The following is a 22,444-nucleotide window of genomic DNA, read 5'->3' on the forward strand; positions in this document are numbered from 1 at the left end:
TCACCAGTCCTCCCGTTTCGAGACCCGTGGCTTGCCCGGCGCTGCTGTCGCCGGCCGCTTGCGCGCGGCGCCGGTCGTGGTTTTGGTTTGAGCTTTTGCTGCCGTTGCGCCGCGCGCCGGGTCCGGCATGCGCTTTTTCGCGGCCGGCTTGGGAGCCGCCGGCCGTGCATCGGTACTGGCTGGTCCCTCCGATTCGTCCTGCGCGCCCAGGTCGAGCGTCATACGAACGCCAAGCGTGTTCAGCACCTTGAAAAGCCGTTCGATGCTCACCGCCGACGGATTGGCTTCGAGCTGCGCATAGGATTGCTGCGTGACGCCCAGGCGGGCGGCCAATTGCGCCTGCGTGAGCCCCGCGGATTTCCGGAAACCGACGAGTATCGGGCGCAACTGGGTCAGGGTCTGGACAGGAAAGGCCATCGGGCGCTCCGCAGGATGACAGGCGATCGTTTGTAATCTGAAAATACAGTCTATGGCATGTATTGTAAAAATACAAACCTGAGGCTGTATTTCGTGAAAACAAGCGATAGCCTGTTACGCGAAAACCGGACCAACCCTCCTGCCGGCACCGCGATCCCGCAGCCGGCCGTATTGATTCGATCGTCGACGGGCTGGTTGGCAACCCAGGCTCGGCCTATTCATCGCCAACCGGGCGCGCGATGGAGGCAAGGAGGGGCCAGCGCGCTTCGATTCCACACGCCACACTGATCTTCGGCCATCTCGACATTATAGAAATAATGTCAAATAAATAGACTGCAAGAATTGGATATTTAACGGTTTACGTTATATTATTTACGAAATTCCCGACGAAACCACACCGTGTCCGATCTCTCCGCCGACGAACCCCGCCTGACCGCCGAAATCGAGCGCCTCAAGGCCGACTTCCCGAAAACCCGCGAGCTATACCGCGAGGTCTGCGCGCTGCTGTTCTTCCGTTTCGGCATCACGCCTACCGCGAACCGCCTGTACCAGCTCGTCCGCAAGGGCAGCATGAGCACGCCGACGGCTGTCCTCGGCGAGTTCTGGGCCGAGCTGCGGGAAAAGAGCCGCGCACGGATCGAACATCCTGACCTGCCGGCCGATCTGCAGGCGGCAGCCGGCGAGCTGGTCGCGGCGTTGTGGAATCGTTCGAGCACCGACGCGGCCGCCGCGCTCGACGTATTGCGCGCGGAAGTCGAAGCCGAACGAACGGCGGCGAAAGCGGAAGTCGCTACGCTGCAGGCCGAACTGGCCCGCACCGAAACCGCGCTCGAACAACGCACGGCCGCGCTGCTGGCCGCGCAGGTGCGCATCCAGGAACTGGAACAGGCGAGGGCGGCCGACGACGCATCGAGGCGCGCGATGCAAGCGGAAATCGAACGCCTGAAAGCCGACAACGCGGAAGGCGACCGCGCACTTGCGCAGGCGCGTGCGGATTTCACGACTCAACTTGACCGGCTGCGCGACGACGCAGGCCGGGCCGAGGAACGCTTGCGCGCATCGGAGAAGCGCGCGCTTCAGGAGATCGATCGCGAACGGCTCGCCGCCGCACGGCTGCAAAAGGAACTCGACGCGACGGCATCGCGCGCCGAGCAGCGCGATGCGCAGCAGCGGAAGGATGTCGCCGCGCTGCAGGCGCAACTCGGCGATGCACTGCATCGATGCGGGGTGCTTCAGGGGCAGCTCGACGGCGCGCAGGCGACCGATGCGGCGCGCGCCAAGGAGCTCGATGCGTTGAGGCGGGAGATGACGGTGCTCGCGCGCCGGGCACCGGTGCGCGGCACGAAGGCGGCTCCGGCCGCGCAGCGAAGCGAGCGGCGGGCGCGCACGAGGAAACGCGCCGACGAAGCGGCGCGCTGACGGCGGTCGATTGTCCGGTCGCGATCGGGTAAAGTGCCGCTCAACATGTCGGTCCGGCGTTGCTAGACGACCGGTCTAATCGTTGCTACCATACGCCATCATGAATGCATCTTCAGGCGCGGAAGTCCGCCAGCACATCCTGAACATCGCGAAGCCGATCATGCTCCACAAGGGGTTCTCGGCGGTCGGTCTGAACGAGATTCTCGCTGCGGCGGGCATCCCGAAGGGCTCGTTCTACCATTACTTCGGCTCGAAAGAAGCATTCGGCGAGGCACTGCTCGAAGCGTATTTCGAAGGTTATCTCGCGCATCTCGACAACCTGCTCAAGCATCAGGCCGGCACGGGCGCCGAACGCCTGATGACGTACTGGGGCAACTGGCTGCACACGCAATGCGCGGACGATCCGGAGGGCAAGTGCCTCGCGGTGAAGCTCGGCGCGGAAGTGTCGGACCTGTCGGAAGCGATGCGCGCGGTGCTGCGGCGTGGCACGAGCCAGATCATCGAACGGCTCGCGGGCGGCATCGAGGCAGGGCTTGCCGATGGCTCGCTGCGTGCGGTCGACGATCCGCCGCACACGGCCGCGATCCTTTACGAGCTGTGGCTTGGCGCAACGCTGCTGGAAAAGATTCACCGCAACCGCAAACCGCTCGAAAGGGCGATGATCGAAACGCGGCGCATGCTGAACCTGCCGCCGGCCGCGCATGACGGAGCGCAGCCGTAACCCGGGCGCGCTTCGGCGCGCCTTGTTTTTGCCCCGATTCTAGACGACTGGTCTACTTATCCACGCATGACGAATACCTCGCTCCGCGTTACGCTGTCCCGATTGTTCCAACCGCACGCGTGCAATCACGCCGGCCTGACCGCCGACGCCGCCACGCGTGCGCGCCTTCTGTCGGTCCATCCCTGATCCGATCGTGCCCACGAAGCACGTTTATTCCTGTTGACGGAGACACTCTTATGCCGCAAAGCAAAACCGCAAACCGCCAGATCGTCCTGACGTCGCGCCCGGTCGGCGCGCCGACGCCGGGCAACTTCCGCACCGAATCCGGCAACGTGCCGACGCCCGGCGCCGGCCAGGTGCTGCTGCGCACGGTCTGGTTGTCGCTCGACCCGTACATGCGCGGCCGGATGAGCGACGCGCCGTCCTATGCCGCGCCGGTCGAACTCGGCGACGTGATGGTCGGCGGCACGGTCAGCCGCGTCGTGTCGTCGAACCTGCCCGCGTTTCGCGAAGGCGATCTCGTCGTTGCCGGCGCCGGCTGGCAGGACTACGCGCTGTCCGACGGCCGCGACCTGATTCCGCTCGGCCGCGATTTCGCGCATCCGTCCTACGCGCTCGGCGTGCTCGGCATGCCGGGCTTCACCGCGTACACCGGGCTGCTGAAGATCGGCGAACCGAAGGCCGGCGAAACCGTGGTCGTCGCGGCAGCCAGCGGCGCGGTCGGCTCGGTCGTCGGCCAGATCGCGAAGCTGAAGGGCTGCCGCGTGATCGGCGTCGCGGGCGGCGCGGACAAGTGCGCGTACGTGACCGACACGCTCGGCTTCGACGCGTGCGTCGACCACCGCGATCCGGCGTTTGCCGCGAAGCTGAAGGACGCCTGTCCGAACGGCATCGACGTCTATTTCGAGAACGTCGGCGGGGCCGTGTTCGACGCAGTGTGGCCGCTGCTCAACGATCACGCGCGCGTGCCGGTGTGCGGCATCATTGCGCATTACAACGACGCGGCATACGACGACACCGCGGTGTCGACCGGCCGTGATCGCGTGCCGGCGCTGATGGGTGCGATCCTGCGCAAGCGCATCCGCGTGCAGGGTTTCATCATCCTCGATCACTATGCGACCGGCTATGCGCCGTTCCTGAAGGAGATGAGCGAATGGGTCGCGCAGGGCAAGGTGAAGACGCGGGAAGATGTCGTCCCCGACCTCGCCGACGCACCGGAAGCGCTGATCGGCCTGCTGGCCGGCAAGAATTTCGGCAAGGTCGTCGTGCGCGTGGGCCCGGACGAACTGGCCTGATGCTGCGGCACGGCAACACAAACACACCGAGGTTGCACGCTGGCGTCACGCGACGCCGGCTTGTGGCATGCTCGATTCCGTTTCGAAAGGAGTGACAAGATGGCGCTTCACGTGATTGCTTCGCTGTTCGTGAAACCCGAACACGCTCAGGCCGCCGAGGCCGAACTGCGCAGCCTGGTCGTCAAGACGCGCACCGAACCGGGCAACCGGCGCTACGACCTGTTCCGCGAGCAAGACGGCTCGCCGAACTTGCACCTGTACGAAATCTACGACGACCAGGCCGCATTCGACGCGCACCTCGCCAGCCCGTATTTCGGCGAATTCCGCACGAAGTCGGCCGACTGGTTCACGGCACCGCCGGTGATCAAGGTGCTGTCGGGCATCGACGTGGCCGAGTAACGACGCAGGACCACCGCCGCGGCTCGTCCCTCCCGGGCCGCGCGGCATCCGTTGCGCACCCGCGACGGCAATGACAACGACGACCCCGCGCGGCGCGCCATGCGCGCCGCTTCCCCAATACAACGGCCCCGGAGGCTGAATGGTCACCCTCAACATCAACGGCGAAACCCGCACGGTCGACGCCCCCGACGACATGCCCTTGCTCTGGGTGCTGCGCGACGTCGTGGGCCTCACCGGCACGAAGTTCGGCTGCGGGATCGCGCAATGCGGCGCGTGCACCGTGCATCTCGACGGCGTCGCTGCGCGCTCCTGCGTGCTGCCGGTCGCGGCCGTCGCGGGCCGCAGGATCACGACGATCGAAGCCGTCGGCGCCACGCCGGCCGGCCACAAGGTCCAGCAGGCGTGGCGCGAGCTCGACGTCGTCCAGTGCGGCTACTGCCAGTCGGGGCAGGTGATGGCGGCCACCGCGCTGATTGCATCGAACCCGAACCCGAGCGACGCCGACATCGACGCGGCGATGGCCGGCAACATCTGCCGCTGCGGCACGTACAACCGGATTCGCGCGGCGGTCAAGCAGGCCGCGAAGGGGGCTTGACATGTCGCGAGGACTGATCGAAGCAGGCAAGGCCGCCGGACAAGCGGCAGGCGCCGGCGTGTCGCGCCGCGGGTTTCTCAAACTCGGCATGTCGCTCGGCGCGGCGGCTGGCGGCGGCTTGCTGCTCGGCTTCAGCCTGCCGGCGGCGGGCGACGACACGCGTCGTTCGGTGATCGGCGGCGACGGCGATGAAACCGCGCGTGCGGGCGTGTTCGCGCCGAACGCGTTCGTGCAGATCGACCGCGGCGGCAAGGTCACGCTGGTGATGCCGAAGGTCGAGATGGGACAGGGCGTCTATACGGCACTGCCGATGCTGATCGCCGAGGAACTCGAAGTGCCGCTGTCGAGCGTGACGCTCGATCATGCGCCGCCGAACGAGAAACTGTTCCTCGATCCGCTGCTCGGCGGCCAGCTCACCGGTGGCTCGACGTCGGTGCGCTACGCATGGGAGCCGCTGCGCCGCGCGGGCGCAACGGCGCGCACGCTGCTGGTCGCGGCGGCCGCGAAGCAATGGAATGTCGATTCGGCATCGTGCCGCGCCGCGAACGGCGAAGTGCAGCATCCGCCGAGCGGCCGGCGCGCGTCGTACGGCCAGTTGGCCGACGCCGCGGCGAAGCTGCCGGTGCCGAAGGATGTCGTGCTGAAGAAGCCGGAGGATTTCAAGCTGATCGGCACGCCCGCGAAGCGGCTCGATTCGCCGGAGAAGGTCGACGGCACCGCGCAGTTCGGGCTCGACGTGCGCCTGCCGGGCATGCTGTACGCGGTAATCGTGAACAGCCCGGTGTTCGGCGGCACGGTTGCGAGCGTCGACGACACGGCCGCGAAGAAAATTCCGGGCGTGCGCCAGGTCGTGCGCGCGGACAACGCGGTCGCGGTGGTCGGCGATCACACGTGGGCCGCGAAGCGCGGCGCGTCGGCGCTCGTCGTGAAGTGGAACGAAGGCGCGGACGCGAAGGTGTCGACGAAGGACATCGTCGCCGATCTCGCGCAGGCCGCCGCGAACGGCAAGGGCGCGGTCGCGCGCAAGGACGGCGACGTCGGCAAGGCGTTCGCGAACGCGAAGACGCGCATCGACGCCGTCTACGAGCAGCCGTTCCTTGCGCACGCAACGATGGAGCCCGTGAACTGTACGGTGCACGTGCGCGGAGACGGCTGCGAGATCTGGGTCGGCACGCAGGTGCCGACGCGGGCGGTCGACACCGTGCAGCGGCTCACGAGCTTTCCGCCGGACAAGATCGTCGTGCACAACCACCTGCTCGGCGGCGGCTTCGGCCGGCGCCTCGAAACGGACATGATTGGCCAGGCGGTGAAGATCGCCAAACAGGTCGGCGCGCCCGTGAAGGTGGTCTGGACGCGCGAGGAGGACATCCAGCACGACATGTACCGGCCGTACTACTACGACCGGATCTCGGCCGGCCTCGACGCGAACGGCAAGCCGGTCGCGTGGCAGCACCGGATCGTCGGCTCGTCGATCCTCGCGCGCTTCGCGCCGCCCGCGTTCAAGAACGGCGTCGATCCCGACGCGGTGGAGGTCGCAACCGACCTGCCGTACGACCTGCCGAACCAGTTGATCGACTACGTGCGGCAGGAGCCGTGCCACGTGCCGACCGCGTTCTGGCGCGGCGTCGGGCCGACGCGCAGCACCTTCGTCGTCGAGAGCTTCATCGACGAGCTGGCCGCGCAGGCCAAGACCGACCCCGTGCAATACCGCCGCTCACTGCTCGGCAAGACGCCGCGCGCGCTCAACGTGCTCGACGTCGCGACGAAGGCAGCCGGCTGGGGGCCGTCGCTGCCGAAGGGGCAAGGGCGCGGCGTGTCGGTGATGCACGCGTTCGGCAGCTTCTTCTCGATCGTCATCGACGTCGCGGTGGACGACGGCGAGGTGCAGGTCAAGCGCGTCGTGTGCGCGGTCGATTGCGGGATGTTCGTCAACCCGAACACGATCGAGGCGCAGGTGCAGGGCGGCATCATCTTCGGGATCACGGGCGCGCTGTACGGCGAGATCACGATCGAGGACGGCCGCGTCGTGCAGAGCAACTTCACCGACTACCGGATGATGCGAATCAACGAGACACCGCCGATCGAAGTCCATCTGGTGAAGAGCGGCGAAGCGCCGGGCGGGATCGGCGAACCGGGCACGGCCGCGACCGCGGCGGCGCTGTCGAACGCGATCTTCGCGGCAACCGGCAAGCGGCTGCGCAAGCTGCCGGTCGGCAACCAGCTGAAGACGGCCTGAGGGGAGGAGACGAACATGCGAAACCTCACCCTGAACACGCTCGGCGTATCGCTGCTCGCACTGTCCGCGCTGCTGGCCGGCACGGCCGCGCACGCCGCGCAAACGGCACCGGCCGACAGCGCGCTCGTGGCGCGCGGCGCATATCTCGCGAAAGCCGGCGATTGCGTCGCATGCCATACCGCGCCGCGCGGCACGCCGTTCGCGGGCGGCCTGAAGATGGTCACGCCGATGGGCGCGATCTACACGACCAACATCACGCCCGATCCGGACACGGGCATCGGCGGGTACACGGAAGCCGAATTCGCGAGCGCGCTGCGCCGGGGCGTCGCGAAGGACGGCCATCGTCTGTATCCGGCGATGCCGTATCCGTCGTACGCGAAGCTGAAGGACGACGACGTGAAGGCGCTGTACGCGTACTTCATGCACGGCGTCGAACCGGTGAAGCAGGCGAACCGGGCGGCCGACATCCCGTGGCCGCTCAACATGCGCTGGCCGCTCGCGTTGTGGAACGCGGTGTTCCTCGACACGACGCCGTATGCCGACAAGCCCGGAAAGGATGCGACGTGGAACCGCGGCGCGTATCTCGTGCAGGGGCTCGGGCACTGCGGGTCGTGCCACACACCGCGCGGTGTCGGCTTCCAGGAGAAGGCGCTCGACGAAGGCGGCTCGGCGTTCCTGTCGGGCGCGGCGATCGACAACTGGTTCGCGTCGAACCTGACCGGCGAGCACAACACGGGGCTTGGCCGCTGGAACGAGGCCGACGTCGCGCAATTCCTGAAGACCGGCGCGAACCGGCACGCGACCGCGTTCGGCTCGATGGTGAGCGTGATCAACCACAGCACGCAGGCGCTGAGCGACGACGATCTGGCCGCGATTTCCCGCTACCTGAAATCGCTGCCGGCCGCGGGCGGCACGGGCGCGCCGCCGTACAGCTACGATCCGAAGCCGACGCAGGTGGTGCTGGGCCGGCCGGCAGCCGACCCGGGCGCGAAGGTGTATAACGCTTACTGCCTGCATTGCCACGGCGTGGACGGGCGCGGTTACGCGCCGCTGCTCGCGCCGCTCGCCGGCAATCCGAACGTGCTCGAAACCGATGCATCGTCGCTGATCAACGTGACGCTGAACGGCAGCGACACCCTCGTGATCGACGGCGTGCCTTCCGCGTATCCGATGCCGGCGTTCTCGAACCAGTTGAACGACCGGCAGATCGCCGACGTGCTGACGTTCATGCGCGCCGGCTGGAACAACGGCGCGCCGGCCGTGCAGGCGGCGGACGTCGCGAAACTTCGCAAGGCGACGGCGGCCGCGCACTGAGCGCGGCCCATGCGGAACGACGGCAGGCCGGTGTGCCTGCCGTCTGCACCGCCGGGTGGTTGTCAGCCCCGGCGGCTTTGCTCTTTCTGTCAACCGGCGCGCGGCCGCTCGCGGCAGCGCGCGTTTTATCGACGCAATGTAGGGGTGTCTGGATGGCTAACGTGACTTATACGGATACGCAACTGCTGATCGACGGCGAGTGGGTCGACGCCGCGAGCGGCAAGACGATCGACGTCGTGAACCCGGCGACCGGCAACACAATCGGCAAGGTGGCCCACGCGGGCATCGCCGACCTCGACCGCGCGCTCGCCGCCGCGCAGCGCGGCTTCGAAACGTGGCGCAAGGTGCCCGCGCACGAACGCGCGGCGACGATGCGCAAGGCGGCCGCGCTGGTGCGCGAGCGCGCCGACGCGATCGCTCAGTTGATGACGCAGGAACAGGGCAAGCCGCTCACCGAGGCACGCGTCGAAGTGCTGTCGGCGGCCGACATCATCGAATGGTTCGCCGACGAAGGCCGCCGCGTGTACGGCCGGATCGTGCCGCCGCGCAACCTCGGCGCGCAGCAGACGGTCGTGAAGGAGCCGGTCGGCCCGGTCGCCGCGTTCACGCCGTGGAATTTCCCGGTCAACCAGGTCGTGCGCAAGCTGAGCGCCGCGCTCGCGACCGGCTGCTCGTTCCTCGTGAAGGCGCCGGAGGAAACCCCCGCATCGCCGGCCGCGCTGCTGCGCGCGTTCGTCGACGCAGGCGTGCCGGCCGGCGTGATCGGCCTCGTGTACGGCGATCCGGCCGAAATCTCGTCGTACCTGATCCCGCATCCGGTGATCCGCAAGGTCACGTTCACGGGTTCGACGCCGGTCGGCAAGCAGCTCGCCGCGCTGGCGGGCCAGCATATGAAGCGCGCGACGATGGAGCTTGGCGGGCACGCGCCGGTGATCGTCGCCGAGGATGCCGACGTCGCGCTCGCGGTGAAGGCCGCCGGCGGCGCGAAGTTCCGCAACGCGGGGCAGGTCTGCATTTCGCCGACGCGCTTCCTCGTGCACAACAGCATCCGCGACGAATTCACGCGCGCGCTGGTCAAGCATGCCGAAGGGCTGAAGATCGGCAACGGCCTCGAGGAAGGCACGACGCTCGGCGCGCTCGCGAACCCGCGCCGGCTGACCGCGATGGCGTCGGTGGTCGAGAACGCGCGCAAGGTCGGCGCGAGCATCGAGACGGGCGGCGAGCGGATCGGCTCGGCAGGCAACTTCTTCGCACCGACCGTGATCGCGAACGTGCCGCTCGAAGCGGACGTGTTCAACAACGAGCCGTTCGGCCCGGTCGCGGCGATTCGCGGCTTCGACAAGCTCGAGGATGCGATCGCGGAAGCGAACCGTCTGCCGTTCGGGCTGGCCGGCTACGCGTTCACGCGTTCGTTCGCGAACGTGCACCTGCTTACGCAGCGTCTCGAAGTGGGGATGCTGTGGATCAACCAGCCGGCGACGCCGTGGCCGGAAATGCCGTTCGGCGGCGTGAAGGACTCGGGCTACGGGTCGGAAGGCGGGCCGGAAGCGCTCGAGCCGTACCTCGTGACGAAGTCGGTGACGGTGATGGCGGTTTGACAACAGGTTGAGCGTAGTGAGGCCGCCGCTTCCACGTATGGGGCGGCGGCGTTTTCTTGGCGCGTTGCCGACGGCGAACCTCAGCGGGCCGGCAGAATGCCTTCAAAGACGCCTTTCACTGCCTTCTGCTGGTCGGGGTTCAGATTTCCGTAGGTTAGCGGAACCCTGCCGCATTCGGCGACCTTCGCGCTTGCGACCTTTCCTTTCGCGACTGCCCATTCGGCCGACAGATTGCCTTCGAATATCATGCCGAAGTCGCTATTGGCACCTGCCGCCTGGCCCCAGCCGTCCACCATCATGGTTTTCTGCGCTCCGCCCCACGCGATCGGGTGCTTGCCGTTCTGCGACTCACCGCGGTTCTGGCAGGACTCGGCATTCGGCACGCAGTGGCCCCCGATGATTTGCGCCGGCGTGGCCTTCTTCACGTCGGCCAGGTCCATCAACATGTAGTTCTCGAGGTTGACCAGATAGTCGCGATTGCTTTCGGCGATCAGGATCGCCGCCATCGCGTTGCCGAGCGCCTGATCGTTCGCGTCGGTTCCACTCAGGCCGCCCGAGTAGACCGTCTTCATCGCGTTGAGCAGGTCCGCCGGCTTCCTGTCTTTGGTGGCCTTGGCAAACATCGTCGGGTAGTCGCTGGCGAAACACGTGCTCGGGTTCCCGTTCGCGCGTCCCCAGAAGTGAATGTAGTTCGAGTATTGCCCGCCTCCACACTGGCGATAATAAATGGCCTGGTTCATCGAGAAGAACTGACTCTGGTTTCCGGCTCCCGCGCATTGAGACGCCGCGAGACGCAGGAACTTCAACGGGCTCACGACATTGCCGAAGTAGTTGCGGGTGCCGGGACCGTCCGCAGGAAGGTGATCGTTCGCCCCGTCGCAACGTTTCGGGTCGGGCGGGGGCTTTACCGGCGTCAACGGCGTACCCTCGATGGAGGCGGTGACTCGCGCGTTCGCGACCTTGAGCGCGGCTTCGCGCAACACCCCCGACGTCACGTAGAGCTGCGATCCGCGCATGTCGACGGCATAGCAGGCGCTCGCCCCCTGCGCCTGCGTGGCGAAAGAAAGTGCGGCGGCAAACGAACATGCGGCGATCCCCAGGGTGCCGCCGATAAAGTTACGATCGATATCCATGAACGGGCTCCAGTGATTTCGTGAATGGGAGAGGGCCCACGAGCGGGCATGCGTCAGCGATAAGCAGGCGCACGTAGACGGCTTATGGGCCGAAAGCGCTGCCCGGCATCATGGGGTGAAGGACACAGGAGGAAGGGACGTTCGGGGCGAGCTGTTGTGATCTGCCCGGGAAGCGGAGAGGCGCTGTGCCGCTGTGCGTTAGTCACGCCCGAGCGGTATTACGGGCCGCCGGCCCATTGGCTATTCTCTGATCGATACGAGTATCGGGATTTCGCGGACGGCAAGGCGCGCGTAATGGAGAAATGACGATTGCGCCATAGGCTATTCAACTGCCTCGCCCACAAAAATGCGGTCAGGTTCGTTCCTTTTTTTGTCGTGACGAGCGACGTCCGCGGTAAAGCGAACCCGGACTAGTCGAGTGACTGTCATTGCGGGGGGGGCGGTCCATCGCCTATTCTCTGACCAGTACGAATATCAGGATTTCACGGACGGCAAAGGCGCCTGTAATAGAAGAACGGAAAATGCGCCATACGAAACGGAGATCATGCTGACAGAACTTGCAACAATCCCCGAGCGACGCCATTTGATTGAAACAGTCTTCCTGTGGTTCGGCGATCGGCTTGAATTGAGCGATCAGCAAACGATCGATACAGCTTTCCGGCACCCAGGTCAAAACCTGGCACTTTCAACAAACAACGAAAAAGAGCAGCGGGACGCAGTTCAGGCATTAACCACCACTACGGAGATATCTTCATGGCCAACTCGATAGCGAATCAATTCGTCGATTGGTGTTCGGAATTTCACAATCCGCCGTGGCAAGCGAACGACAGCATCGCGATTGCCCCCGGCGTGACGACCGTATTCGATCTGCTGACGGCCGACGGCGTGTCGCCCGCTCTCAACCCGCAATGGCAAGGTTCAGGCGCGAGCCTGTTCATTACGGCCTTGGGTGGAGTAGAGGCCAACCAGGGCGGCAACGGCTACTGGTGGGTGTATTTCGTCAACGGCCAGATGCCCGACGTCTCATGTGCGGTCTACACGCTGCAACCCGGCGACAGCGTGGCCTGGGACTACAAGCACTACTCGAGCGGCTTGAAGCAGGCGGTTCATCCGCCGCTGGTTTGACGTTCGTCACGCGATCCATGCGACGCGGCCGGCATCGGCCCCTTCAATGCCGGCCGCTCCCCCGATAGCTTTCCACTTCCGCGTCGTACGCCGCCAGAAACGCCTTGCCGAACACCGACGCGAAATCGTCCTCGATCGCGAACACCGTATCGCGATGGGTCGCCGCGTAGCGATCCCACATCCGCGCCTTGTACAGCGCGGGCACGCGCTTCTCGTACCAGCGCATCGCATCGTCGCGTTCGCGCAGCCGTTGCGGCGAAAAACGCGTCAGCAGATCCATCAGCGCAGCGCGCATGCCGGCGACCATGCCGATCTGGTGCGCGTGCAGATCCTGGAACGCATCGCTGACCGCGCTCTGCGGCGACATGAAGCCCGGCAGCGGCAGCCCGAACATCTGCCGCAGCACCGCGCCGCCGTCCGGCAGCAGTTTCAGCGGATTGTTCTCGCGATCGAGCAGCATCGTCATGTGCGCCTTCACCTCGCGCTTCAGGATGCTGCGCGACGACAGCAGCTCGACCGTGCCGTTGGCGAACAGCGCCAGCAACTGGCCCGCGATGTAGAGCTGTTCGGCCGACCATTGATGCGATTCGGCGGCCGTATCGAGCCCCGCGCCTTCGAAGAACGCGTTCAGCAGTTCGTCGGGTGTCGGCGGCGCCGGCGCACGCGCGGCATGCGGCGCCGGTTCATCGGCCGGACGCACGTCGGCGCGCGCGGCTGCCGGCTGCACGCGCACGTGCTGCGTCCACTCGGGCGCGTGGTCCGCCTGCGTCGCGGACGACGCGTCTCGATCCGCATTGCCGCGCTCGGCCGACGGCGCCGAGCCCGGCGTGCCGATATCGCCGGACGACTGCGCGAACAGATCCAGCGGATCGGTCGATAGCTGATTCAGGTCGCGCTGCGACGGTGCGGATGGCACGGCGTGCTGCGCGGCACGGTTCGCCGGCTGCGCTGCGTCGGCGCGGGCAGGGCCGCCCGGCCTGGCGCCGGTATCCGCCGCCTTGCCGCGCGGGGCGAGACGGTCCTGGAGCAGCCCCCACAGCCGGTTGCCCGCGCCTTTCGTGTCGTCGCGCGAAGGCGAAGGTTGTGCCGATCCGGCGGCCTCCGGCGCGCCGCGCCCGTCGACGTGCACGCCGGTATCGGGCGCCATGTCGATGACCGGCGCGTCGCTGCCGTCGTCGCGTTCCGCCCTCAGCACGTACGGCCCGATGCGGATGATGTCGCCGGTATTGAGCGGGCGTTCCTGCGCATAGCCGACCGGCTCGCGATTCACCTCGATCGTCGACACGCTGCTCAGGTTCTTCAGCAGGCACGCGTCGTCGCCGACCTGCAGCAGCGCCTGCAGCCGCGAAATCTGCCGCGTGTCGTCGCGCAGCACCAGATGGTTGTCGCTGGCCCGGCCGATGGTGCCGCCCGGCGGGTGAAACACGACGGCGTCGTAGGAGTCGTTTTCGACCGGTTCACCGGCATGTTCGATCACGATCAGTTGCATGTCATACGTCGCTCGGTGGATGAAGCGCTCGCGTGGAAACCGGTTCGTTCAGGATGACGACGCATGTCTGCGGCGCGCGAACTCGAACGCGGGCCCCCAGACCGGATGCCCCTTCTCGGCGGCGGACAGGTCGAAGCGCGGGTTGAGGTCGAGAATCTTCGAGAACTCGGCGCGGCACTGCATGACGCGGTTCGTCACGCAATAACTGAACGCGAGGAGCTTGTGCGCGGCAACCTGTGTGTCGGTGTCGGCGCCGTCGATCTCCTTCGCGCGGCTCAGCAGCGCGATCGTGCGCCCGTAGTCGCCGGCGGCGTACGCGGCGCGCGCGCTGTCGACCGTCGCATGCGCGGCCGACCGGGTCGGGGACGTGCTGCACCCGCCGACCCCCAGCAACAAGGCGCCGAGGAAAATAACGAGCAATGAACGGCCTTTCATTTTTGAAATGAAAATTCGGCGTAATTGGAAGGTGGCGCACAAGCGCTGTTGGATTCTAGTGCCAATCATCGGCATCGATGCCGCTGTTACGTTTTGTTTCAACTGGACGATCCGATTCCATTTTAATCTGAAAATAGACTACGAATTTCATCACTTGTTAATCTGGGAAAGCGACCTATAGTTCGCTGTGTTTTTCGGATTCGTCAGTTGTTTTGTCAGCGCTCGGCAATGCACAAAAAACCGGACCGTCCGTTCGGGCGGCACGAACAGCCTGGCACACCATCAGCGTCGCGAGCATCCCTTGCCCGGCGGCCGGCTGGCTTGCGCCCCACGCCCATCCGACAGGTGTCCATGCAATAGAACCGGGCCGCCACGGCGAACCGGCCGGGTAAGTTTTTTCGATTAATAACCAATATCGATTCAATTGCCTTTCATCTCGATAATTCAACTTTCATAAACCCAGGATGATTTGCCCCGGTTTTATAGATAAAAATTTTCCGGAAAAAATTTCAGCGGAAGGATATGCCAACCACACAATTACCGGTCAATTAATTGTCCCTTTTTTAATCCGATCAACCGGTTTCGAACTCGGAAACGGGCGGATGGCTATTGGGTGGCGAGGGTGGAATATGCAATGGCGGCCGAGCAGTTTCATCGTATGGGGATGCGTATTGCTGTTTCCGGGGTGCGGCGCGACGGAGCACGCGGCCGCGGTGCCGTATGCGATCACGGTCGACGTTGCGCCGGACGTCAACCCTGACATGAATCGCAAGCCTTCGCCGATCGTGCTGAAGGTGTTCCAGCTTCGCGCGGCGTCGGCGTTCGACAGCGCGGATTTCTTCTCGCTGCAGGACAAGCCCGGGAACGTGCTCGGCGCGGATCTGCTCGGCACCGACCGCGTGATCCTGCGGCCGGGCGAATCGCGCACGCTGCACTATCGCGGCAACGTCGAGGCCGGCGCGATCGGCGTCGTCGCCGAATACCGGATGCTCGAAAAGAACCGCTGGCGGCTGACGGTGCCGCTGCCGCGCGCGAAGCAGCTCAACCTCTACAAGTTCTGGCAGACGTTGCCGGGCGAGCTGAAGCTGTCGATCGCGGTCCGGAACGGCGGCATCGCACTGAACGACGCGCAGGGGCGCCCATGACCGAACCGACGATGTCCGCGACGCCGGTCGCGGCCCTCCGCCAGCGCGTGGTGTGGACCGAGGGGATGTTCCTGCGGCCGCAGCATTTCCAGCAGCTCGAACGGCACTGGGAACGCTACGTCGCGCTGCGCTGCCTGCCGCTGCAGGGGTTCTACTGGGGCTTCGATGCGCTGGAAATCGATCGCGAGCAGCTCGCGCTCGGCAAGGTCGCGCTGCGCGCCGCGTCGGGCGTGATGCGCGACGGGACGCCGTTCGACCTGTCGCATCCGGACGATCTTCCCGAACCGCTCGACGTACCGGCCGACGCGAAGGATCAGCTCGTCGTGCTCGCGCTGCCGCTGTGGCGCGGCGGCGGCGAGGAGGTGTCGTTCGGTGCAGGCGCAGGCGTAGGAGCACGCGCCGGAAACGTCGCGAACAACGCGAACGGCGGCAATGGCGCAAACGGCAACGCCGACGTCGCACGCTACGTCGTGCGCGAATACGAAGTGGCCGACGCGAACGCGGTCGCGCTCGGCCCCGCGCTGCTGCAGACGGGGCGCCTGAACGTGCGGCTGATGCTCGAAGCCGAGCTGACCGGCGACTGGCATGCGCTCGGCGTCGCACGGATCGTCGAGCGGCGCACCGACGCGCGGCTGCTCGTCGACGAAGGCTACATTCCGCCGCGGCTCGTCGCACAGCGCGATGCGGTGTTGCTGGCGTATGCGCGCGAGTTGCACGGGCTGCTCACGCAACGCAGCGAGGCGCTCGCGGAACGGCTGTCGGAGCCGGGGCGCGGCGGCGTGTCGGAAGTCGCGGACTTCCTGCTGCTGCAACTCGTGAATCGTTATCTCGCGCTGACCTGGCATGCGCAGCAGCACGTGTCGACGCATCCGGAAGCGCTTTTCTGCGACTGGCTGAAGCTCGCATGCGACCTGAGCACGTTCACGGCCGCCGGCCGGCGGCCGCAGTCGCTCGCGGTCTACGTGCACGACGACCTGCGCACGAGCTTCGCGGAACTGATGACGGAACTGCGCCGGTCGCTGTCGACGGTGCTCGAACAGAACGCAATCCAGATCGAGCTGCGCGACGCGGGCAACGGCATCCGCGTCGCGACGCTGGCCGATCCGGCGCTGCGCGACAAGGCCGGCTTCGTACTCGCGGTGCGCGCGGACGTGCCGGCCGACAGCCTGCGCGCGCGCTTTCCCGCGCAGGCGAAGCTCGGGCCGGTCGAGCGGATCCGCGATCTGGTGCAGTTGCAACTGCCGGGCATCACGATGCGCCAGTTGCCGGTCGCGCCGCGGCAGATCCCGTATCACGCGGGTCATACGTACTTCGAGATCGACAAGGGCAGCGACCTGTGGAAGCAACTGGCGCGCTCCGGCGGTCTCGCATTTCATTTCGCCGGCGAATTCCCTGGGCTCTCGATGGAGTTCTGGGCGATCCGCGGGTGAGGGCGGGCATCGCGATGAATAGTTCCTCCGATTCGATCGCCACCGGCGCAGGCGCGGGCGGCTTTGTGCCGCCGAATCCGGGCGGCATGCATCCGGCCGCCGCATCCGGTACCTCCGGCGCGACCGGGCCGACGGCCACGCAGCCGCGGCCCGGCCGCTGGGCCGCGAGCGGCACGAACCCGCTCGTCGCGGCCGCGAACCCGTTGCTCAACCTGGTGCCGCAGATCCGCTCGACCGTCCATCATCCGAATCCGGCGTGGCTGCGCGAGCATCTCGTCGTCGAGATCCGGCAGTTCGAGGCGCGCGCGCAGGAAGCCGGCGTGCCGTCCGAGGCGATCATCGGCGCGCGCTACTGCCTGTGCACGGCGCTCGATGAAGCGGCCGCGCTGACGCCGTGGGGCGGCAGCGTATGGTCGTCGCACAGCCTGCTCGTGTCGTTCCACAACGAGACGTGGGGCGGCGAGAAGTTCTTCCACCTGCTCGAACGCCTGTCGCAGCAGCCGCGCCAGCATCTCGACCTGCTCGAGTTGCTGTATTTCTGTCTCGCGCTCGGTTTCGAGGGCCGCTATCGCGTGCTCGACAACGGCCACGCGCAGCTCGATGCGCTGCGCCGCCAGCTCGCGCAGACGATCCGCTCCGTGCGCGGCGAATTCGATCCCGCGCTGTCGCCGCACTGGCGCGACGTCGTCACGCGCGACGTCGCGCGCCGCTTCACCGTGCCGCTGTGGGTGTGCGTGGCGCTCGCGCTGCTGATCGGCTTCGGCGTGTTCGTCGGGCTGCGCATCGCGCTTGCCGGGCATTCGGATCGACTGTTCGCGTCGATCGACGCGCTGCACGTGCCGAAGCTGCAGCCCGCGCAGGCGCCGCCGCGCCCGGCGCCTGCGCCGCGCATCGCGAAGTTCCTGGCACCCGAGATCGCGGCCGGCCTAGTGTCGGTGCGCGACGACGCCGATCGCAGCGTGATCGTGCTGCGCGGCGACGGGCTGTTCAAGTCCGGTTCGACCTCGGTGATCGACCGCTACGTGCCGGTGCTCGCGCGCGTCGCCGACGCGCTGAACAAGGTGCCCGGCAACGTGCGCGCGACCGGCTATACCGACGACACGCCCGTGCATACCGCGCGCTTCGCGTCGAACTGGGACCTGTCGCGCGAACGCGCCGAAGCCGTGCGCAGCATGATCGCCGCGCGGCTCGACCATCCGGAGCGGCTCGCGGCGGAAGGGCGCGGCACGCTCGATCCGGTCGCGCCGAACGATTCGCCCGCGAACCGCGCGCTGAACCGGCGCGTCGAGATCACGCTGCTGCCGGCGCCCGGCAGCGCCGCCGTTGGCGCGACGCAGGGGGCCAACTGACATGAACCAGGCTGTCGCGCGTTTCGTCCGGCCGTTGCCGTCGCGGGAGATCTGGACCTTCGCCGGTCTCGTCGTGCTCGCGTGCTTCGTGTGGCTCGCGGGCCCGCTGTTCGCGTTCGCCGAGATCCGGCCGCTCGAAAGCGGTTGGGCGCGCGGGCTGACGATCGCGGTGCTGTTCGCCGCGTGGGGCGCGCGCGTCGCGTGGCGAAGCTGGCGCGCGGGCCGCCTCAATGCGCAGTTGCTGAACCAGTTGCGCGAGGCCGCGCCGGGGCCGGCCACCGCCGACGATCCGGCGAAGGCGCAGCTCGACGAGTTGCGCAGCCGTTTCGACGAAGCCGCGACGCTGCTGAAGAAGGTCCGCTTCGGGCAGGCCGATGCGGTGCGCAAGGGCCTGCCGCGCTGGTTCGACCGGATGTCGCGCCAGTATCTGTATCAATTGCCGTGGTACGTGTTCATCGGCGCGCCGGGCTCGGGCAAGACGACCGCGCTCGTGAATTCCGGGCTCAGCTTTCCGCTCGCCGAGCAGTTCGGCCGCGCGGCGATTCGCGGCGTGGGCGGCACGCGGCACTGCGACTGGTGGTTCACGAACGACGCGGTGCTGATCGACACGGCCGGCCGCTACACGACGCACGAAGGCAACCGCGCGCTCGACGAAGCCGAATGGAAAGGCTTCGTCGACCTGCTGAAGAAATACCGCACGCGCCAGCCGCTGAACGGCGCGATGCTGACGATCAGCGTGGCCGACCTGCTCGGCGCGTCGGAAGCCGAACGTACGCAGCACGCGATGGTGCTGCGCAAGCGGCTGCTCGAACTGCGCGCGCAGCTCGGCATCCGGTTTCCCGTGTACCTGCTCGTGACGAAGGCCGACCTGCTCGCGGGCTTCGCCGAGTATTTCGGCGGCTACGGCCGCGCGGAATGCGCGCAGGTGTGGGGCTTCACGTTCCCGCTCGCGCAGAGCGAGGCGCCCGGCTTCGACCTGCGCGCGGCATTCGACCGCGAATACCGGCTGCTGCACCAGCGGCTGAACGACGGTCTGCCCGAACTGCTCGCCGCGCAGACCGATGCACGCCAGCGCGAGATGACCTACCTGCTGCCGCAGCAGATCGCCGACCTGCAGGACATGCTCGGCCAGTTCGTCGCCGAGGTGTTTTCCGTATCGAGCTTCGAGCCGATGCCGATGCTGCGCGGCGTCTACCTGACGAGCGGCACGCAGGAGGGCACCGCGTTCGATCGCGTGATGAGCGGCATCAAGCGCTTCCTGAAGATCGAGGGCGTGCCGCCGGTCGCGCAGGTCGGCTCGACCGGGCGCAGCTTCTTCCTGAAGTCGCTGCTGCAGGAGCACATCTTCCGCGAAGCCGCGCTCGCCGGCAGCGACCTGCGCTGGCATCAGAAGCGGCGCGTGCTGCGGATCGCCGGCTACGCGCTGCTCGCGCTCGCATGCGTGGCCGTTCTGGCCGCGTGGCTGCGCAGCTATTCGAACAATCGCGCGTATCTGGACCAGATCGCCGCCCGCGTGCCGGCCGTCGATTCACGGATCGCCGGCGCGAAGTTCTCCGACGCGGCCGACATCGCGCGGCTGCTGCCCGTGCTCGATGCGCTCGGCGGACTCGCGAATGCGGGCGGCGTCGACCTGCAGCATCCGCCGCTCGCATATCGGTGGGGGCTGTTCCAGGGCGAGAAGATCGACGAGGCCGTCGATGCCGTGTACCGGCGCGCGCTCGACGACGTGCTGCTGCCGATCGCCGCGAGCCGGATGGAGGCCGCGCTGCGCGACGCGCGGCCCGACGAAACCGACTACGCGTATGCGGCGCTGAAGGCGTACCTGATGCTGTACGACAGCGCGCACTACGACCCCGCGTTCGTGCAGGCCGTCGTCGATCTGGAGATGGAGCGCTCGCTGCCGCCCGATTTCTCGCCGGCCGAACGTTCCGCGCTGCGCGCGCATCTCGCCGCGCTGTTCGGCAACCGCGTCGCGGTATCGCCGTATCCGATGAACGAGCGGCTCGTGGCCGACGTGCGCGACCGGCTGCGGCAGGTGCCGTTCTCGCAGCGGCTGTACCGGCAGCTCACGCGCACGCTGCGCCCGGCGACGTCCGCGTTCGACTTCAGCGTCGCGCGCGCGGTCGGTCCCGACGCGACGCTGGTGTTCCGGCGCCAGGGCGGCAAGCCGCTGTCGGAAAGCGTGCCGGGCCTCTATACGCGCAACGGCTATCGCAACGTGTTCGCGCCGCGCCTGGCCGGCGAAGTCGAAGCGTACGGGCGCGAGGAAGTGTGGGTGCTGAACCTCGGATTGTCGGAGATCCCCGGGCCGAACGACGCGGCCGCGTGGGCGCGCGACATCCGCCAGCTCTACCTGAACGACTACCTGAAGATCTGGGACGACTATCTCGCGGACATCAAGCTGCAACGCACGGCGACGCTCGCGCAGAGCATCCAGGTGGCGCGCGCGCTGTCGTCGGCCGATTCGCCGCTTACGCGGCTGATGGTCGCGCTCGCGCGCGACACGGCGCTCGGCGATGCGCCGGGTGGGGCGCGCAATCTCGCTGCGCGTGCGCAGGACAAGGTCGACGAGGCGCGCAGTTCGCTGTCGCAGATCTTCGCGGGCCAGGCCAGCGACGCGAATCCGTCCGCGACGGCGCCCGCGAGCCCCGAGCAGATCGTCGACAGCCACTTCGCCGGCTTGCGCGCGTTCGCGCCGGGCAGCGGCGACCAGGCGCAGGGATTCGACGCGGTGCTGAAGTCGATCGACGCGCTGTACACGTACCTGACGGCCACCGACGACGCGCTGCGCAGCGGCGCGCAACCGCCGCCGTCCGACGCGCCCGCGCGGCTGCGCGCGCAGGCCGGCCGCCTGCCGACGCCGTTCCGCGAAGTGCTCGACGACCTGTCGAACGTCGCGAACGGCAGCGTCGCGACCGTCGAGCAGCGCAGCGTCGCGCTGCGGGCCGGCGCGAATGTCGGCGACTTCTGCCGGCAGGCGATCGCGGGCCGCTATCCGTTCGCGCGCGGATCGTCGCGCGACGTCGCGCCGGCGGATTTCGCGCAGATGTTCGCGCCGGGCGGGCTGATGGACGATTTCTTCCAGAAGAACCTGCAGTCGATCGTCGATACGACGTCGCACCCATGGCGCTTCGCGAACCGCAATGCGGACGCCGATCCGGCGGCGGCCGCGATGCTCGCGTCGTTCGAGAAGGCCGCGGTGATCCGCGACGCGTATTTCGGCGGCGGGGCGCGCACCGCGCAGTTGAAGGTGCAGATCCAGCCGCTCGAAATGGACCCGTCGATCACGGAGATGGTGCTCGACGTCGACGGGCAGATCGTCCGCTACGCGCACGGCCCGCTCGTGCAGAGCGCGGTGGACTGGCCGGGCCCGCGCGGCAGCAACCAGGTGCGGCTGCAGGTGTCGGCGCAGGCCGGCGCGGCCGACGGTTTCACGACCGGCGGGCCGTGGGCGCTGCACCGGCTGTTCGACCGCGCGGCGGTATCGGCCGGGCACGGCTCGGACCAGATGATTGCGCGCTTCACGGTCGACGGCAAACCGATCGTGCTGCAGGTGAATGCGGGCAGCGTCCGCAACCCGTTCAGGCTGGCCCAGATGGAGTCCTTTACATGCCCTCCGAAGCAATGAGCCCCACACCGCCGCTCACGAGCACGGCCGGCGACGCGCCGGCCTGGTACGGGAAGATTCCCGGCGCCGGCGACTTCGTGAACAGCCGGCTGCCGCATGCGCTCGCGCTCTGGTGGGAACGCTGGCTCCAGCAGGGGATGGCCGCGATGCGCCAGCGCGGCGCGGACGAGATCGAGCGCCATTACACGGTCGCGCCGGTCTGGAATTTCCTGATCCCGACGGGCGCCGGCGCGTCGTGCGTGCAGCCGGGCTGCCTCGCGCCTAGCTGCGACCGTGTGGGGCGCTACTACCCGGTGATCGTCACGCTGCCGATGCGCGCGGCCGATTACTGGAACGGGCTGCCGGACGCCGCCGACGCGTTCTACTGGCAGGTCGGCCATGCGCTGCTCGACGCGATCCGCCATGCGCGCGCGCCGGGCGATCTCGAACGGACGCTGGAACGCGTGCGGCTCGTGCCGGGCGGCGGCAGGTACGCGGAACGCGTCGACGGCATGCCGGCCGCGCTGCCGGAGCAGCCGGCGCCGGCCGCGTGGCCGGGGCTGTCCGGCTATTTCGATCCGCACGGCGGCACCAGCTTCTGGTGGACCAACCGCGCCGACGGATCGCCGCTGCGCACGCATGCGCATACGGGCACGCCCGACAACGCGCTGTTCCTGACGCTGTTCGGCGGCGGTCAGCAGCCCGGCTGAAGCGCGGCGGGCAGAAGACACACGGTT

Annotated in this window: 19 protein-coding genes; 15 read left to right on the forward strand and 4 right to left on the reverse strand. The window is 67.4% G+C overall.

Annotated elements, in window-relative coordinates; translation table 11 throughout:
* The gene (locus tag ACNQQL_RS02835) at positions 1-417 is read right to left on the reverse strand and encodes a helix-turn-helix transcriptional regulator (protein WP_347063123.1); all 417 of its coding nucleotides are present in this window, start codon (positions 415-417) and stop codon (positions 1-3) included.
* A gap of 399 nt (positions 418-816) precedes the next feature.
* Between ACNQQL_RS02835 and ACNQQL_RS02840 the strand changes: the two genes are divergently transcribed.
* The 8 genes from ACNQQL_RS02840 to ACNQQL_RS02875 all read left to right on the forward strand — a co-directional run bounded on the left by ACNQQL_RS02840 (position 817) and on the right by ACNQQL_RS02875 (position 9,994).
* On the forward strand, positions 817-1,836 hold the full coding sequence (locus tag ACNQQL_RS02840) for a DNA-binding protein (protein ID WP_347063124.1): 1,020 nt from the start codon (positions 817-819) through the stop codon (positions 1,834-1,836).
* A 100-nt stretch (positions 1,837-1,936) separates the two neighbouring features.
* A complete protein-coding gene (locus tag ACNQQL_RS02845; RefSeq protein ID WP_347063125.1) occupies positions 1,937-2,557 on the forward strand; it encodes a TetR/AcrR family transcriptional regulator in 621 nt (206 codons plus the stop codon).
* 236 nt (positions 2,558-2,793) lie between these two features.
* Positions 2,794-3,852 (forward strand): NADP-dependent oxidoreductase, encoded by a 1,059-nt coding sequence (locus ACNQQL_RS02850; protein ID WP_347063126.1) that lies wholly within the window; start codon positions 2,794-2,796, stop codon positions 3,850-3,852.
* A 99-nt stretch (positions 3,853-3,951) separates the two neighbouring features.
* Entirely contained in the window at positions 3,952-4,251 is a 300-nt protein-coding gene (locus ACNQQL_RS02855) for a putative quinol monooxygenase (protein WP_072436800.1), read from the forward strand.
* Positions 4,252-4,390: 139 nt separating this feature from the next.
* Entirely contained in the window at positions 4,391-4,846 is a 456-nt protein-coding gene (locus ACNQQL_RS02860) for a (2Fe-2S)-binding protein (RefSeq protein ID WP_131948378.1), read from the forward strand.
* Between the two features lies 1 nt (position 4,847).
* Complete coding sequence (locus ACNQQL_RS02865) at positions 4,848-7,082, forward strand: xanthine dehydrogenase family protein molybdopterin-binding subunit (protein ID WP_347063127.1); 2,235 nt, start codon at positions 4,848-4,850, stop codon at positions 7,080-7,082.
* A gap of 15 nt (positions 7,083-7,097) precedes the next feature.
* Complete coding sequence (locus ACNQQL_RS02870) at positions 7,098-8,396, forward strand: cytochrome c (RefSeq protein WP_347063128.1); 1,299 nt, start codon at positions 7,098-7,100, stop codon at positions 8,394-8,396.
* Between the two features lie 152 nt (positions 8,397-8,548).
* Entirely contained in the window at positions 8,549-9,994 is a 1,446-nt protein-coding gene (locus tag ACNQQL_RS02875; RefSeq protein WP_243566489.1) for an NAD-dependent succinate-semialdehyde dehydrogenase, read from the forward strand.
* 80 nt (positions 9,995-10,074) lie between these two features.
* On the opposite strand, the gene ACNQQL_RS02880 is transcribed toward ACNQQL_RS02875, so the two are convergent.
* Positions 10,075-11,127: a hypothetical protein gene (locus tag ACNQQL_RS02880; protein WP_347063129.1), complete on the reverse strand. Its 1,053-nt coding sequence runs from the start codon at positions 11,125-11,127 to the stop codon at positions 10,075-10,077.
* Positions 11,128-11,545: 418 nt separating this feature from the next.
* On the opposite strand from ACNQQL_RS02880, the gene ACNQQL_RS02885 reads away from it, so the two are divergent.
* Both ACNQQL_RS02885 and ACNQQL_RS02890 read left to right on the forward strand, forming a co-directional pair.
* Positions 11,546-11,896: a hypothetical protein gene (locus tag ACNQQL_RS02885; protein ID WP_347063130.1), complete on the forward strand. Its 351-nt coding sequence runs from the start codon at positions 11,546-11,548 to the stop codon at positions 11,894-11,896.
* On the forward strand, positions 11,881-12,252 hold the full coding sequence (locus ACNQQL_RS02890) for a DUF4430 domain-containing protein (RefSeq protein WP_347063131.1): 372 nt from the start codon (positions 11,881-11,883) through the stop codon (positions 12,250-12,252). The genes ACNQQL_RS02885 and ACNQQL_RS02890 overlap by 16 nt, the downstream gene beginning before the upstream one ends.
* 43 nt (positions 12,253-12,295) lie before the next feature.
* Here the strand turns inward: ACNQQL_RS02890 and tagH are convergent, their stop codons facing one another.
* The gene (gene tagH, locus ACNQQL_RS02895; RefSeq protein ID WP_347063132.1) at positions 12,296-13,741 is read right to left on the reverse strand and encodes a type VI secretion system-associated FHA domain protein TagH; all 1,446 of its coding nucleotides are present in this window, start codon (positions 13,739-13,741) and stop codon (positions 12,296-12,298) included.
* Between the two features lie 48 nt (positions 13,742-13,789).
* The gene (locus ACNQQL_RS02900) at positions 13,790-14,176 is read right to left on the reverse strand and encodes a TssQ family T6SS-associated lipoprotein (RefSeq protein WP_175959215.1); all 387 of its coding nucleotides are present in this window, start codon (positions 14,174-14,176) and stop codon (positions 13,790-13,792) included.
* 629 nt (positions 14,177-14,805) lie between these two features.
* On the opposite strand from ACNQQL_RS02900, the gene tssJ reads away from it, so the two are divergent.
* The 5 genes from tssJ to tagF are packed head-to-tail and all read left to right on the forward strand — an operon-like array spanning position 14,806 to position 22,417.
* Entirely contained in the window at positions 14,806-15,321 is a 516-nt protein-coding gene (gene tssJ, locus ACNQQL_RS02905; protein WP_347063159.1) for a type VI secretion system lipoprotein TssJ, read from the forward strand.
* On the forward strand, positions 15,318-16,751 hold the full coding sequence (gene tssK, locus ACNQQL_RS02910; protein WP_347063133.1) for a type VI secretion system baseplate subunit TssK: 1,434 nt from the start codon (positions 15,318-15,320) through the stop codon (positions 16,749-16,751). Before tssJ ends, tssK begins: the two co-directional genes overlap by 4 nt.
* Before the next feature lie 14 nt (positions 16,752-16,765).
* Positions 16,766-18,100 carry a DotU family type VI secretion system protein gene (locus ACNQQL_RS02915; protein WP_204422916.1) on the forward strand — a complete coding sequence of 445 codons (1,335 nt, stop codon included), beginning with the start codon at positions 16,766-16,768 and terminating at the stop codon, positions 18,098-18,100.
* 1 nt (position 18,101) lies between these two features.
* Complete coding sequence (gene tssM / locus ACNQQL_RS02920; protein WP_347063134.1) at positions 18,102-21,728, forward strand: type VI secretion system membrane subunit TssM; 3,627 nt, start codon at positions 18,102-18,104, stop codon at positions 21,726-21,728.
* Complete coding sequence (tagF, locus tag ACNQQL_RS02925) at positions 21,710-22,417, forward strand: type VI secretion system-associated protein TagF (RefSeq protein ID WP_204422918.1); 708 nt, start codon at positions 21,710-21,712, stop codon at positions 22,415-22,417. The genes tssM and tagF overlap by 19 nt, the downstream gene beginning before the upstream one ends.
* Positions 22,418-22,444: the final 27 nt, after the last annotated feature.

This window comes from Burkholderia sp. LFS061 (genome assembly GCF_047978125.1).
Taxonomy (GTDB): domain Bacteria; phylum Pseudomonadota; class Gammaproteobacteria; order Burkholderiales; family Burkholderiaceae; genus Burkholderia; species Burkholderia pyrrocinia_C.

Excerpts from the sequence above, each read along its gene's own strand:
- ACNQQL_RS02835 (WP_347063123.1), bottom strand. The coding sequence starts at position 417 with ATGGCCTTTCCTGTCCAGACCCTGACCCAGTTGCGCCCGATACTCGTC.
- ACNQQL_RS02845 (WP_347063125.1), top strand. The coding sequence starts at position 1,937 with ATGAATGCATCTTCAGGCGCGGAAGTCCGCCAGCACATCCTGAACATC.
- ACNQQL_RS02850 (WP_347063126.1), top strand. The coding sequence starts at position 2,794 with ATGCCGCAAAGCAAAACCGCAAACCGCCAGATCGTCCTGACGTCGCGC.
- ACNQQL_RS02855 (WP_072436800.1), top strand. The coding sequence starts at position 3,952 with ATGGCGCTTCACGTGATTGCTTCGCTGTTCGTGAAACCCGAACACGCT.
- ACNQQL_RS02860 (WP_131948378.1), top strand. The coding sequence starts at position 4,391 with ATGGTCACCCTCAACATCAACGGCGAAACCCGCACGGTCGACGCCCCC.
- ACNQQL_RS02865 (WP_347063127.1), top strand. The coding sequence starts at position 4,848 with ATGTCGCGAGGACTGATCGAAGCAGGCAAGGCCGCCGGACAAGCGGCA.
- ACNQQL_RS02870 (WP_347063128.1), top strand. The coding sequence starts at position 7,098 with ATGCGAAACCTCACCCTGAACACGCTCGGCGTATCGCTGCTCGCACTG.
- ACNQQL_RS02875 (WP_243566489.1), top strand. The coding sequence starts at position 8,549 with ATGGCTAACGTGACTTATACGGATACGCAACTGCTGATCGACGGCGAG.
- ACNQQL_RS02880 (WP_347063129.1), bottom strand. The coding sequence starts at position 11,127 with ATGGATATCGATCGTAACTTTATCGGCGGCACCCTGGGGATCGCCGCA.
- ACNQQL_RS02890 (WP_347063131.1), top strand. The coding sequence starts at position 11,881 with ATGGCCAACTCGATAGCGAATCAATTCGTCGATTGGTGTTCGGAATTT.
- tagH (WP_347063132.1), bottom strand. The coding sequence starts at position 13,741 with ATGCAACTGATCGTGATCGAACATGCCGGTGAACCGGTCGAAAACGAC.
- ACNQQL_RS02900 (WP_175959215.1), bottom strand. The coding sequence starts at position 14,176 with ATGAAAGGCCGTTCATTGCTCGTTATTTTCCTCGGCGCCTTGTTGCTG.
- tssJ (WP_347063159.1), top strand. The coding sequence starts at position 14,806 with ATGCAATGGCGGCCGAGCAGTTTCATCGTATGGGGATGCGTATTGCTG.
- tssK (WP_347063133.1), top strand. The coding sequence starts at position 15,318 with ATGACCGAACCGACGATGTCCGCGACGCCGGTCGCGGCCCTCCGCCAG.
- ACNQQL_RS02915 (WP_204422916.1), top strand. The coding sequence starts at position 16,766 with ATGAATAGTTCCTCCGATTCGATCGCCACCGGCGCAGGCGCGGGCGGC.
- tssM (WP_347063134.1), top strand. The coding sequence starts at position 18,102 with ATGAACCAGGCTGTCGCGCGTTTCGTCCGGCCGTTGCCGTCGCGGGAG.
- tagF (WP_204422918.1), top strand. The coding sequence starts at position 21,710 with ATGCCCTCCGAAGCAATGAGCCCCACACCGCCGCTCACGAGCACGGCC.